This is a genomic window from Devosia sp. SD17-2, assembly GCF_029201565.1.
GTDB lineage: Bacteria > Pseudomonadota > Alphaproteobacteria > Rhizobiales > Devosiaceae > Devosia.
The window spans coordinates 1,498,445-1,511,110 of the sequence record NZ_CP104002.1; the positions used below are offsets into that span (position 1 = coordinate 1,498,445).

10 protein-coding genes are annotated in these 12,666 nt (G+C 62.6%); 9 read left to right on the forward strand and 1 reads right to left on the reverse strand.

Translation table 11 applies throughout. The features are described from left to right. Positions 1–22: 22 nt before the first annotated feature. Entirely contained in the window at positions 23–1,267 is a 1,245-nt protein-coding gene (locus NYQ88_RS07335; protein ID WP_275654297.1) for an iron-containing alcohol dehydrogenase, read from the forward strand. Beyond that, positions 1,267–2,733, forward strand: coding sequence for an NAD-dependent succinate-semialdehyde dehydrogenase (locus NYQ88_RS07340; protein WP_275654298.1), 1,467 nt, complete (start codon positions 1,267–1,269; stop codon positions 2,731–2,733). Before NYQ88_RS07335 ends, NYQ88_RS07340 begins: the two co-directional genes overlap by 1 nt. 38 nt (positions 2,734–2,771) lie before the next feature. On the opposite strand, the gene NYQ88_RS07345 is transcribed toward NYQ88_RS07340, so the two are convergent. Then, positions 2,772–3,848: a substrate-binding domain-containing protein gene (locus tag NYQ88_RS07345; RefSeq protein ID WP_275654299.1), complete on the reverse strand. Its 1,077-nt coding sequence runs from the start codon at positions 3,846–3,848 to the stop codon at positions 2,772–2,774. A 182-nt stretch (positions 3,849–4,030) separates the two neighbouring features. Here NYQ88_RS07345 and NYQ88_RS07350 point away from each other — a divergent pair, with 182 nt between their 5' ends. From NYQ88_RS07350 to NYQ88_RS07380, 7 genes are all read left to right on the forward strand, one after another. Further along, positions 4,031–6,394 carry a CoA transferase gene (locus NYQ88_RS07350; RefSeq protein ID WP_275654300.1) on the forward strand — a complete coding sequence of 788 codons (2,364 nt, stop codon included), beginning with the start codon at positions 4,031–4,033 and terminating at the stop codon, positions 6,392–6,394. 2 nt (positions 6,395–6,396) lie between these two features. Next, the gene (locus tag NYQ88_RS07355) at positions 6,397–7,203 is read left to right on the forward strand and encodes a hypothetical protein (RefSeq protein WP_275654301.1); all 807 of its coding nucleotides are present in this window, start codon (positions 6,397–6,399) and stop codon (positions 7,201–7,203) included. Further along, positions 7,196–7,639, forward strand: coding sequence for a MaoC family dehydratase (locus tag NYQ88_RS07360; RefSeq protein WP_275654302.1), 444 nt, complete (start codon positions 7,196–7,198; stop codon positions 7,637–7,639). The genes NYQ88_RS07355 and NYQ88_RS07360 overlap by 8 nt, the downstream gene beginning before the upstream one ends. A 159-nt stretch (positions 7,640–7,798) precedes the next feature. Further along, positions 7,799–8,242, forward strand: coding sequence for a thioesterase family protein (locus NYQ88_RS07365; protein WP_275654303.1), 444 nt, complete (start codon positions 7,799–7,801; stop codon positions 8,240–8,242). Between the two features lie 13 nt (positions 8,243–8,255). Continuing rightward, complete coding sequence (locus tag NYQ88_RS07370; protein WP_275654304.1) at positions 8,256–9,371, forward strand: mandelate racemase/muconate lactonizing enzyme family protein; 1,116 nt, start codon at positions 8,256–8,258, stop codon at positions 9,369–9,371. 20 nt (positions 9,372–9,391) lie between these two features. Further along, the gene (locus tag NYQ88_RS07375; protein WP_275654305.1) at positions 9,392–10,984 is read left to right on the forward strand and encodes an ABC transporter substrate-binding protein; all 1,593 of its coding nucleotides are present in this window, start codon (positions 9,392–9,394) and stop codon (positions 10,982–10,984) included. A gap of 60 nt (positions 10,985–11,044) precedes the next feature. Next, the gene (locus NYQ88_RS07380; protein ID WP_275654306.1) at positions 11,045–12,640 is read left to right on the forward strand and encodes an ABC transporter substrate-binding protein; all 1,596 of its coding nucleotides are present in this window, start codon (positions 11,045–11,047) and stop codon (positions 12,638–12,640) included. Positions 12,641–12,666 lie beyond the last annotated feature (26 nt).

A 12,666-nucleotide genomic window follows, 5' to 3' on the forward strand; every position in this document is an offset into this window, starting at 1 on the left:
GCAAAAGAATAGGGACTGGACCATGTTTGGCGCATTTCGCTCGCCTCGTACCGTAGTTTTCGGCCACGGCCAGATCGGCTCGCTGGCGGGCCATGTGGCCGCTTTTGGCAAGAAGCCTCTGCTGGTTACTGATCAGCGTCTGGCCAATGACCCGGCCTTTGCCGCGGCAAAGGCTGCGCTCGTCGCTGCGGGGCTGGATGTCGGCGTTTTTGCCGATGTAGAGGCCGAACTGCCGGCGCATTGCCTGGAGGCGGGCATTGCTGCGGCCCGGGAATTTGATGCCGATGTGATCGTCGGTATTGGTGGCGGCAGCTGCATCGATGCGGCCAAGATCATTGCCCTGATCGCGGCGCATGGCGGGGCTATCTCCGACTATTATGGCGAGCTGAAAGTGCCGGGGCCGATCGTGCCGGTGATTGCAGTGCCGACGACGGCGGGGACCGGCTCGGAAGTGACGCCGGTGGCGGTGATTGCCGATCCGGGGAAGGCCGTAAAGGTCGGACTGTCGAGCCCCCACCTCTTGCCGCAGGTGGCGATCTGCGATCCTGACCTGACGGCCAGCTGCCCGCCGGGGCTGACCGCCTATTCGGGCGCCGACGCACTGGTCCATGCCATCGAGGCGTTTACGACGGCGCGGCGGGCGGAAGACCCCAAAATCACCCTCGAGCATGTATTCGTCGGCAAGAACGCCTTTACCGATGCTTTTGCGCGCGAGGCGATCGTCAATATCGGGCGCAGCCTCGCCCGGGCCGTGGCCGATGGCAGCGATGGCGCGGCGCGCGCAGATGTGATGCTTGGCGCGACGCAGGCCGGGCTGGCCTTCGGGACGGCGGGAACGTCGATCTGCCACGCGGTGCAATATCCGGTTGGGGCGCTGACCCATACGGCCCATGGGCTGGGCGTGGCGCTGATGCTGCCCTATGCGCTGGAGTTCAATCGCAACCATGCGCTCGCCGATATTGCCGAAATCGGGCGGATGATGGGATTTGCCGCCGATGATCAATGTGACGAAGCGGCAGTGGATGCCTGCATCGCCGGGATTGCGGCGCTGCTCAAGGAAATTGGCATCCCATCGACGCTGGCCGAGATCGGGGTGGCGGAAAAGGATCTGGGCTGGATTGCGGAGCAGGCGCTAGGCGCCAACCGGCTGATCAAGAACAATCCGCGCCCGGTCGACCGGGCCGGCATGGATCAGCTCGTTGCCGCGGCATTTGCCGGCGACCGAGCGATGCTCAATGACAAAGTCTGTGTTGAAGGGGTGCGCTGATGTCCACTGATTACTCCCTGTCTTTCGACCCGTCCAACGTGCCGAACAATCTCTTCATCGGCGGGCAATGGCGGGATGGCAGCGCCGAGGGCCGGCTGGATGTGGTCGACCCCTCGACCGGCACAGTGATTTCCAGCGTGGCCAATGCCTCGGTGGAGGATGCGCTGGCGGCTGTAAGCGCCGCGCATGACGCCGCGTCCGGCTGGGCGGCGACGCCGCCGCGCAAACGGTCCGAAATTCTGCGGCGCTGCTTTGAGCTGATGGTTGAGCGCAAGCAGATGCTGGCCGAACTGATCAGCCTCGAAAACGGCAAGGCGCTGCCCGATGCCGAGGGCGAAGTGGCCTATGCCGCCGAGTTCTTCCGCTGGTTTTCCGAAGAGGCCGTACGGCTCAATGGCGATATTTCGGTGTCGCCGAGCGGGGCAAATCGGATCGTGGTGCAGTATCAGCCGATTGGTGTTTCCGTTCTGGTGACGCCGTGGAACTTTCCGGCGGCGATGGCGACGCGAAAGATTGCGCCGGCGCTGGCGGCGGGATGCACGGTGGTGCTCAAGCCCGCCACCGAAACGCCGCTGACCGCCTATGCGCTGGCCGAGATCTACGCCGAGGCAGGCGTGCCGGCCGGGGTGGTCAATGTGATCACGACGTCAAAGTCCGGGGCGACCGTGAGCGCCATGCTTCATGATCCGCGTGTGCGGAAGCTCAGCTTCACCGGTTCAACCGAAGTGGGCCGCAAGCTGTTGCGCGAGGCGGCCGACCAGGTGATTTCCTGCTCGATGGAGCTGGGGGGCAATGCGCCCTTCATCGTCTTTGACGACGCCGATCTCGAAAAGGCGCTGGATGGCGCCATGGTCGCCAAGATGCGCAATGGCGGGGAGGCCTGCACGGCGGCTAATCGCTTCTTCGTGCAGGAGGGGATTCTGGACGCCTTCTCCAAGGGGCTGGCCGAGCGCATGGGCGCGATGAAGCTGGGGCGCGGCTATGACAAGGGCGTGCAATGCGGCCCGCTGGTCAACCAGGATGCGCTGGACCGGATCAGCGGCTGGGTGGACGACGCCAAGGGGCAGGGGGCGCAGGTTCTGACCGGGGGCACGGCGCCGGGCGGGAACGGGTTTTATTATCCGCCGACCTTGCTCACGAACGTGCCCGCGGACTCGCCGCTGGTGCGCGACGAGATTTTCGGGCCGATCGCGCCGATCGCCAGCTTCAAGACAGAAGATGAGGCGATCGCGCGGGCAAATGACACCGAATATGGGCTGATCGCCTATGTGTTCACCGAGGATCTCAAGCGCGGGCTGCAGGTATCGGAAAAGCTCGAAGCCGGCATGATCGGGCTCAACCGCGGTCTGGCCTCGGACCCGGCGGCGCCGTTTGGCGGGGTCAAGCAGAGCGGGCTGGGCCGCGAGGGCGCCCACCATGGCATCCTAGAATTCTGCGAGGCCAAGTATATCGCAGTGAGCTGGTAAGATCGGATGGGCCGCGGGGTCCCAGGGGGAGCCGCGGCCTAGCCGGCTGGCAGATAGGGGTGGTCGATCTGTTCGGGATCGACAGCGGCCATGGTTGAATGGCGAATGAAAAGCTCGCCCGGCAGCGCGTATTGCGCGGGGGTGAAGGGTTCGCCGGACAATTGTGCGACGATGAGCTCGATGGTTTTTTCGACCATGGCATCGACCGGCTGGCGAAAGGTGGTCAGAGAATAGCGCGGCCATTCGGTCATCGGGACATTATCGAAGCCGGCGATGGCGATGTCTTCGGGAATCTTCTTGTTGAGGCGATCGCGCAGGGCGTCATAGCCGCCAAAAGCGAGCACATCATTGGCAAAGAAAACCGCATCAGTGCGGTTTGCCGTGCCAATTTCGAGGCCCGCACGATAGCCCGCCTGGTAGCTGTACTCGCCACCTGGAATGGAATGGGTCAGCGTCATCCCCAGTTCGGCGACCCGGGTGATGAAGGCGTTCTGACGTTCGAGATTTGTCGAGGTGTGCGAGAGGCCGCCGACAAAGGCAACGCGATGCTTGCCGATGGCGTGGAAGTGGTCGGCGATGGCGCGGGCGCCTTCGACATTGTTGCAGCTCACCGAGGTGAGGCTCTGTTCTGGAACGCTGCGGTTGACGAGAACGGCGGCACGCCCCTCGGTTGCCCAGCGCAGGGATGCGCCCGAGAGCACGGTGGCTGAAATCACCACCACAGCATCAACATTGTATTTGCGCAGGGCGACCAGCTGTTCCTCGATATTGGAGCCGCGGGTGATGTTGAACATCAGGCTCTGCATTCCGACGCGCTGCAGCTCGCGAGAGAGCTTTTCGATCAGCAGCGGATAGAAGGGGTTGAGCATCTCGGACACCACGATGCCGGCGATGTTGCTGCGACGGGTCGACAGCATCGAGGCGATGGCATTGGGCTGGTAGTCGAGCTCCTCGGCGGCGCGCAGGATGCGTTGGCGCATTTCGGCCGAGATGGAAGCTCCGGGGGTGAAGGCGCGCGAAATCGCCGACTGGCTGACGCCCAGAAGCTGCGCCAATTCCCTTGCCGTGATGGGCGATTTGCGCGCCACAGTTCTACTGTCCGGCGTCGTTGTCATAACCCCTCACTCGTTTCCCCATAGGCAGCATAGCCGAGATTCAGCGCCGCGCCAATTTGTTGCAAGCGGATGCAATCTGATATTGCATGCGGATGCAAACATATCCTATCGTATTCTGGCGATCGCCATAAGGGCCGGTTCAGAAGCCATGGTGTCGCAGTGTAAGGTGTGGAGGAAAAGGCATGGACGGCGCTCTCGGCCATCTGCGAGTTGTTGATTATTCCGACAGTCTGGCGGGACAATATTGTGCGCGGCTTTTTGCCGATTTCGGAGCCTCCGTCGTGCTGGTGGAGCCGGCTGGCGGCTCGCCGATGCGGGCGGCCCAGCCAATAGGGCAGGCGGGCGAGTCTCTTCAGTTCTTCCATCTCAATACCGGCAAGAGATCAGTCGTGATCGATCGCGCGGACCCGGCGGATGCCGAGCGTCTGGAGATGCTGCTGCGTGGCGCCGATGTGGCTGTTCTGCCGGCGGGTGAGGATGCCGAGGCGGTCAGTGCGGCCAATCCCAACTGTATCGTCGTGCAGCCCACGGCATTTGGGTGCGATGGCCCGCGTGCCGACTGGCAGGGGCCGGAGATCGTGCTGCAGGCGCTTTCGGGGATGATGCACAATAATGGTGCCGCCGGGCGTGAGCCCTTGTATGGCGTGGCCAACCGCGCTGCGATGGCGAGTGGCGTGGGTGCCTATGTCGGTGCGTTGGGCGCCGTTTACGCTCGCGCGCAGAATGGCGCGGGCCAGATCGTGCGCATCGATGCGGCCGAGACCGCCGCAACAATGTGTTTCCCCTATGTGATGCAGCATATCTACAATGGCTCGGTGCGGCAGCGGACCGAGCAGGCGGTGCAGGCCGGGCAGGTTCTGTGCAAGGATGGCTGGGTCTGCATCTGGATCTATAATTTCCGCTGGAACGCGCTGCTGACGGCGCTGGACCTGCTCGAATTGGAGCACGATCCGCGCTTTGCCGATCCTGCCGACCGGCGCAGCCACTGGGACGCGCTGTTCGCAATCTTCCAGGCCAAGGTGGCCGAGATGTCGGCCGAGGATCTGGTCGAGATCCTGCAGCAGGCGCAGGTGATCGCGGCGAAGGCCTATCGGCCGTCGGAACTCAGCAACAACCGGCATCTCGACGCGCGCAATTACTGGGAAGAGGTTGAGGGCAAGCGCATCCTCGGCCCCGCTTTCCGACTGACGAAGACGCCGCGCCGAGTACAGTCCGGGGCGCCCGTGCTGGATAATGCCGGACCGGTTGCCTGGCCGAGCAGCCCCAAGACAGACGCGGTGCACAACGGGCGGCCGCCGCTCGAAGGGTTGCGCGTCATTGAGCTGACGACGGCGTGGGCAGGGCCCATGTCAGGGCGTGTCCTGGCCTATCTGGGGGCGGAATCCATCCACGTCGAGGCGCCAAACCGGGTCAACTCATGGCGGCTCAACAAGGATCGTCCGAACCCGATCAACTTCCCCAACAAGGAGCCGGGCGATCGTTGGTATGACCGCTCGTTCCTGTTCAATTCGCAGAACGTCAACAAGCTCAGCTGCATCCTCAACCTCAAGACAGAGGAGGGGCGCAGCACCCTGCGGCGCCTGGTGGAAGTGGCCGATGTGCTGATCTGCAACTTCCGGCCTGGGACGCTCAAGAAGCTTGGGGTGGACTACGACAGCCTCACCAAGATCAAGCCCGATATCATCGTGGCGGAGCTGCCTGCCTTTGGCGTGCATGGACCTATGTCGGGTTATGCCGCACTGGGCCCGACGATGGAGATGGCCGCGGGAATGTCGGCGATGATCGGTTATCCGGGCGGACAGCCCGAGGTGACGGGGCCGTCCTATCTCGACCCCATCGGCGGCTTCAATGCTGCGGCGGCGATCCTGACAGCGCTGGTTCACCGGCAGCGGACAGGTGAAGGACAGTATGTTGAAGTGCCTCAGGTCGAGGCGGCGATGCAGCTTGTCGGCGCGGAAATCCTCAAGGCTGGCGAGAGCGGGAACGATCCAGCGCCAAACGGCAATCGCGTCAGCTTTGCCAGCCCACATGACGCTTTCCCGGTCAGCGGACATGACCAGTGGATCGCGATAGCGGCTCTCGATGAGGGACAATGGCAGTCTCTGTGCATCCAAATGGGGCAGCCGGAACTGGCCAGGGATCCCCGGTTCGCCGATCTGGCGCGCCGACGCGACAATGAGGATGAGCTGACGAAAATCATCTCGGCCTGGACGCGCGGGCAGGACAAGCATGTGCTGGCCGCAAGCTTGCAAGCTGCAGGGATTGCTGCGGCACCAGTGCAAACGCCCAAGGATGTGGCCGAGGATCCCTATCTCGCATACCGGGGCTTTTTCACCGAGCTCGACCATCCCGACGCGGGGCGACACAAGCATCCAAGCCTGCCGATGCATCTCAGCGCCACGCCGGGTGCACAAGTCCGATCGGCCCCGCCCTTCGGTTGGCATAACCGTCACGTGCTTGAAAATGTGCTCAAATTGTCGCCGGAAGAGATCGCTGCCATCGAGGCAAGCGACGCCATGGCCACCGAACCCCTCGCAGGGCACTGATCATGACCGGGCAATTTCTACGGAGCTACGAGGTCGATATCCTCCTCAACGACGAGCCGCACTACAAGGGCTCGATCCACGATGATGCAGTCGCGCGGGCGCGCGGCTACAAGGCGGCGTTGATCCCAGGCGCCTTCGTTTATGGCCATATCAGTCGCGGCGCGATCGAGAGCTGGGGGCAGGCGTGGGCCGAGCGCGGCGCGATGTCGGCGCGGTTCCGCAAGCCGGTTTACAATCACGATAAAATCACGGTCCATCTCGACGCGCTGGTGGATGACGGGGCATTCGTCCGTAGCCAGGCGCAAGTGGTGAACGGCGATGGAGATGTGGTGGCGACGGGCTGGGTCGCTCTGGCACATAAACCCGTTACCCCGCCTCAGCCGGAAAGCCTGACGCTGTTGCCCTCGCCTAAGACCCCGCCGCCCATCAAGGCCGGCGAGCTGCCGGTGGGTGCTCCGCTTCACAGTCGTGACCGGATACTCACGGCCGAAGATTTTGCCGGGTCTCTGGTGGCCTTTGCCGAAACCCATCCCATCTACGCCGACCCGGGGTTTGTGCATTCGGGCATGCTGATGCGCACAGCCATGGGCGACGTGAATTCAGGCTGGAAATTTCCGGCCGCTATCGTGCTCGTCGAGACGGAAACCCAGCATTTTCGGCCGGTCTACCCTGGGCAGTCGATCCGCACGGCCGGGACGATTGCCGAGATTTATGAGCGCAAGGGCAAGCACCACTTCGTTTCGGAGGAAGTGCTGCTGGCCGACGGGCAACCTGCCGCGCGGTTCCGGAGGACACAGATTTATGGATAGCGGCTGGACACAATCGGTCAATGACCTCGTGGCCTTCCACGACGTGACGGTGACGGCAGACGATATTGCAGTCTTCGTTCGGCTGAGTGGCGACGATTATGAGGCCCATACCGATCCCGACATCATGGCCAAGACCAGCTTTGGCGGGATCATCGCCCATGGCGCCCTGTTGGTCGGCTACATGTCAGCGGCGGGCACCCGTGCGATCCGCCTGGCGCGCGAGCGCGGAAATGACTGCTCGCCGGTATCGCTCGGCTATGAGGCAATGCGGTTCGTCGCGCCGGTCTATCCCGGTGACAGCCTGCGCGTGGCTTATCGCGTGAAGTCCATTGATGAGACCCGCCGGCGTTCCACCGCAGTCATTGAAATCACCAACCAGAAAGACGCGGTGGTGGCGGTAGCAGACCACATCATGAAGTGGCTGAAAACAGAGTAGAATATACGATATATTGACCCTTGCATGCGGATGCAAAGGATGCAAGGGTGGAGGCATTGGTAAGCAGGCCCGGTGCAGAAGAGGCCGCTGACTGACACGGGAGTAGTTCACTATGCTGGGGAACCGTCAGCGCGATTTCGCGCCACGGCTGCGGCTGTCATGACAAAGCGTTTGCCGCCCGCCCAGCGCGATGAGTTCAGCTGGTTTGCCAGCATTACGCTGCGCTGGAACGACATCGATATTTTCGGGCACGTCAATAATGCCCGCTATTACGAATTCTTCGACACGACAGTGGTCGGTTTCCTGCATGAGGCCGATCTCGGATTCGGTACGGGCGGTGCCGCCATGGTGGTCGCCGAAAATGGCTGCCGCTTCCATCGCGAGGTCAAATTCACCGACAGCCTCGAGATGGGGCTGCGGGTCGAACATATCGGCACGTCATCCGTGCGCTACGGACTGGCCGCTTTCGTCAATGGCGAGAGCAGTGCAGCCGCCGACGGTCACTTCATCCATGTATTCGTCGATCCGGCCAGCAAGCGTCCGGCACCCTTAGACCCCGCTGTGCGGAGCCATCTCGAAAGTATTCTGACACTCACGGCCTGAGGAGGGGCCGCCAATGTCCAAAGCGTCCATTATCAAGTCAGTCGACGCCTTCCAGCTAGCCTGGCGGCCAGAGGATCCGCCGGGTCGGCGCAGCGCATTTGTGCGTGTGACCACCGAGGAAGGTCTCGTGGGCTATGGCGAAGCTTCGCCCATGCACGGCGGCGAGCACTCGCTCTGGGTGCTGCGCGATGCGGCCGCTTCCCTAGTCGGTGCCGATGTGCTCGATCACTCGGTGATCTACGATCGGTTGCTGCACCGCTATGTCAAGCTCGGGCCTGAAGGTGCCGTGACAGGCGCGCTTGCAGCCCTCGACATTGCGTTGTGGGACCTCAAGGGTAAGCTCTTCAACCTGCCGATCTACAAGCTGCTGGGCGGGGCCTGGCGGACGGAAGTGCCGTTCTATGCCTCGATCGGGGGCAATGCGAACCGAACCGTGGACGAAACGGTGCGTGTCGTCGAGCAGCGCTGGCTGGCGGAAAAGCCGGCCGCGATCAAGATCCGCTGGGACGGCGACCGTACGCGTCAGGACTATGATATTCCCGGCGATATCGCCAAGGCCAAGGCCGTGCGCAAGCTCGTCGGCGACGACTACCCGCTCGCCTTCGACGCCAACAATCAATATTCCGTCGGTGGCGCCATCCGCGTCGGCCGGGCGCTCGAGGAGCTGGGCTACATCTGGTTCGAAGAGCCGGTGCAGCACTATGACGTGCGCGCCATGGGCGAGGTTGCCCAGCGTCTCGACATCACGGTGTCGGCGGCCGAGCAGACCTATACGACCCAGGCGCTGGTCGACATCATCAATGCGGGCGTGCGCATGGTGCAGCCCGACATCGTCAAGATGGGTGGCATCACCGGCCTGATGCAGTGCGCGGCAATTGCCTATGCGCATGGTGTCGAGCTGGTGCCGCACCAGACCCAGCCGACGATCGGCCACATGGCCAATCTGCATGTGCTGGCCACCATCATGCACCTGACCAAGCCGGCCGAATTCGCCGACCCCGATGACCGCATGCATCCCGCGTTCGTCAATCCACCAAAACCCGTCGACGGCAAGTTCCAGATTCCAGAAGGCCCGGGTCTCGGCCTGGAGCTGAACGAAGACGTGCTCGAGAACAGACGCGTTCGCTAAGGCGCGCACCGGAGGACTAAATGACTTTGAACCGTCGCAATTTCATGGAGCTGGCAGCAGCTTCGACGGCACTCACCGCAGTGGGCGTGACTGCGGCCAGCGCGCAGGACAATGATGTTATCCGCATCGGTATTGCCGCGAACAACCCGCGTCATTCGGATCCGAACCAGACGACGCAGGGTCCGGACAACTGGGCTGTCGAGCAGATGTACGAGCAGCTCGTGCGCCCTGATGACGGCAAGTTTGCGCTGGCGCCAGACGACTACAAGCCTGTGCTGGCCACCGAGTGGTCGGTTTCGGAAGACGCCAAGACCTGGACGTTCAAGCTGCGCGAGGGCGTGCAGTTCCATCGCGGCTATGGCGAGATGACCTCGGAGGACGTGGTCTTCACCTTCCTCAAGGCCAAGGAGTTCGGCACCGGCCGGGTGATCTTCGCCAATATCGAGGATGCGGTGGCCAATGGCCCTTATGAAGTGGTGATCACGCTCAAGCAGCCGGACGTCAATTTCCTCGGCACCACGGTGTTCTCGCTCAATGCGAACATCGTGTCCAAGAAGGCCTATGAGGAAATCGGGGTGGAGAAGTTCACCACCGACGCCGTGGGCACTGGTCCCTATGAGCTGGCCAAGTATGATGCCGAGAGCGGCACCTATCTGACACGCTTTGCCGATTACTGGGGCGAGCCGGCAAAGGTCGCCAATATCGAGTGTCTCTATATCGCCGACACCACGGCGCGCACGCTGGCGCTGGTTTCCGGCCAGGTCGACATGATCGAAGCCGTGCGTGCACCGGGCTGGATCGACAGCATCCTGCAGCGCGATCCGAGCATGAAGGTCGACATGACCGTGCCGGGTTCGTTCAACACGCTGCACGTCAATCTGACCCGCGCGCCGTTCGACAATATCCTCGTGCGCCGGGCGCTGATGCACGCAATCGACCGCAACCTCGTGGCAGAGGCGCTGGCGCCGATGGGCGGCGTGCTGGTCGGCCTGCAGCCGGACTTCTTCCCGCCAGGCCTCAAGACCGAGGACCTGCCCGAAGAGCTGCGCTACGAATACAATCCGGAAAAGTCGAAGGCCCTGCTGGCGGAAGCCGGCTTCCCCGACGGCGTCAGCTTCGATGCGCTCTGCAGCCAGCGCGAGGACTATTCCTCGACCATGCTGATTGTGCAGGAACTGATCCGTCCAGCCGGGTTCAACATGAACCTCATCATCGGCGATCACACGGCCTATCACGCCGACAACCGCTCGGACAAAAACACGCTGGCGATGCACGCGTCGAGCTATCCGCCGATCCCGACGCAAATCTATATCCAGCAGCTTTATTCGAAGGCCGAGGTTAAGGCTGACGGTTCGGGTGGCGGCAATTACAGCCATTATGGCGTCGCCATGCCGGGTGTCGATGAACTGCTTGAGCAGGCTCTCGCCGCCACCAATTACGATACTTATCTCGACCTCTGCCGCCAGATCGAGCTGCAGGTTCTGCGTGACCTGCCGCTGATCGGCCTGTCGACCCTGAGCTACACCATGGTGCGCAATCCGCGTCTCGACCTCGGCTATGAGGTGGAGAGTGGCTATGCGCGCTGGAGGCTACACCGCGCCACCAAGGCGTAAGTGCATGGGGGCGCCGGCGAGGGGCCGGCGTCCCTTTTAAAATATGGGAGGAGGAAACCCATGACTTTGAACAGACGTAATTTCATGGAGCTGGCGGCGGCTACGACGGCGCTTACAGCTTTTGGCGTGAGCTCGGCACGGGCCCAGAACGCTGACACATTCCGCATGGGCATCGCGGCCAACAACCCGCGCCATTCGGACCCCAATCTGACCACTCAGGGGTCGGATAACTGGGCGACCGAGCAGATGTATGAGCAGCTCGTGCGGCCCGATGACGGGCGCTTCGCGCTGACGCAGGACGAATATCTGCCGACGCTGGCGACCGAGTGGACACAGTCGGACGACGCCAAGGTGTGGACGTTCAAGCTGCGCGAAGGCGTGCAGTTCCATCGCGGCTACGGAGAGATGACCTCGGAAGACGTGGTGTTCTCCTATGAGCGCGCCATTGCTGGCGGCACCAACAAGACCATTCTCTCCAATATCGAGAGCGTCGTGGCCAATGGCCCCTATGAGGTGACGATCACCCTCAAGCAGCCAGACGTGAACCTGCTGGGCACCTCGATCTTCAACAACAATACCTCGATCATCTCCAAGAAGGCCTATGAGGAGATCGGCGCGGAAGCTTTTGCGACCGATGCCGTGGGCACCGGCCCTTATGAGCTGGTCGAGTTCAACCCCGAGTCCGGCACGAAGATGACGCGCCACGAGGGCTATTGGGGCGACAAGGCCAAGATCGCCAATGTCGAGTGCGTCTATATCGCCGACACCACGGCGCGCACGCTGGCGCTCCTTTCCGGCGAAGTTGACTGCATCGAGGCCGTGCGTGCTCCGGGCTGGATCGACTCCATGCTCCAGCGCGACCCGAACCTCAAGATCGACATGACGACGCCGGGCTCGTTCAACACGCTGCACATCAATCTGACGCGCGCGCCGTTCGATAACCTCCTGGTCCGCCAGGCGCTGATGCATGCAATCGACCGCGAGGCCGTCGCTGCGGCCCTGGCTCCGATGGGCGGCACGATGAACGGGTTGCAGCCGGACTTCTTCCCGGCCGGCTTCAAGAAGGAAGAGCTGCCCGAAGAACTGCAGTACAACTATGACCCGGAAAAGTCCCGGGCACTGCTGGCCGAGGCTGGCTATCCCGACGGCATCAGCTTCAGCGCTCTCTGCAGCCAGCGCGAGGACTATTCCTCGACCATGCTGATCGTGCAGGAACTGATCCGTCCGGCCGGGTTCAACATGGACCTGCAGATCATCGACCATACCGCCTATCACGCGGACAATCGCTCGGACAAAAACACCCTGGCGATGCACTCCTCGAGCTATCCGCCGATCCCGACGCAGATCTATTTCCAGCAGTTGGCATCGGCTTCTGAGGTGAAGTCCGATGGCACGGGTGGCGGCAATTACAGCCACTACGGCGTTGCCATGCCCGGCATCGACGACCTGCTGGCGCAGGCGCTCGTTGCTTCGGACTACGAGACTTATCTCGACCTCTGCAAGCAGATCGAGCTTCAGGTGCTGCGTGACCTGCCGCTGATCGGTCTGTCGACCCTGGGCTTCACGGCCGTGCGCCGGGACGAGGTCGACCTCGGATACGAAGTTGAAAGCGGTTATGCCCGCTGGCGCTTCCATCGCGCGACCAAGACGGTCTGATCCAAACAAATCCGGGCTCCCAGGAG

What these genes read in the sequence shown, in the direction of transcription:
- NYQ88_RS07350 (WP_275654300.1), top strand. Translation starts at nt 4,031, where the DNA reads ATGGACGGCGCTCTCGGCCATCTGCGAGTTGTTGATTATTCCGACAGT.
- NYQ88_RS07345 (WP_275654299.1), bottom strand. Translation starts at nt 3,848, where the DNA reads ATGACAACGACGCCGGACAGTAGAACTGTGGCGCGCAAATCGCCCATC.
- NYQ88_RS07335 (WP_275654297.1), top strand. Translation starts at nt 23, where the DNA reads ATGTTTGGCGCATTTCGCTCGCCTCGTACCGTAGTTTTCGGCCACGGC.
- NYQ88_RS07355 (WP_275654301.1), top strand. Translation starts at nt 6,397, where the DNA reads ATGACCGGGCAATTTCTACGGAGCTACGAGGTCGATATCCTCCTCAAC.
- NYQ88_RS07370 (WP_275654304.1), top strand. Translation starts at nt 8,256, where the DNA reads ATGTCCAAAGCGTCCATTATCAAGTCAGTCGACGCCTTCCAGCTAGCC.
- NYQ88_RS07340 (WP_275654298.1), top strand. Translation starts at nt 1,267, where the DNA reads ATGTCCACTGATTACTCCCTGTCTTTCGACCCGTCCAACGTGCCGAAC.
- NYQ88_RS07365 (WP_275654303.1), top strand. Translation starts at nt 7,799, where the DNA reads ATGACAAAGCGTTTGCCGCCCGCCCAGCGCGATGAGTTCAGCTGGTTT.
- NYQ88_RS07375 (WP_275654305.1), top strand. Translation starts at nt 9,392, where the DNA reads ATGACTTTGAACCGTCGCAATTTCATGGAGCTGGCAGCAGCTTCGACG.
- NYQ88_RS07380 (WP_275654306.1), top strand. Translation starts at nt 11,045, where the DNA reads ATGACTTTGAACAGACGTAATTTCATGGAGCTGGCGGCGGCTACGACG.
- NYQ88_RS07360 (WP_275654302.1), top strand. Translation starts at nt 7,196, where the DNA reads ATGGATAGCGGCTGGACACAATCGGTCAATGACCTCGTGGCCTTCCAC.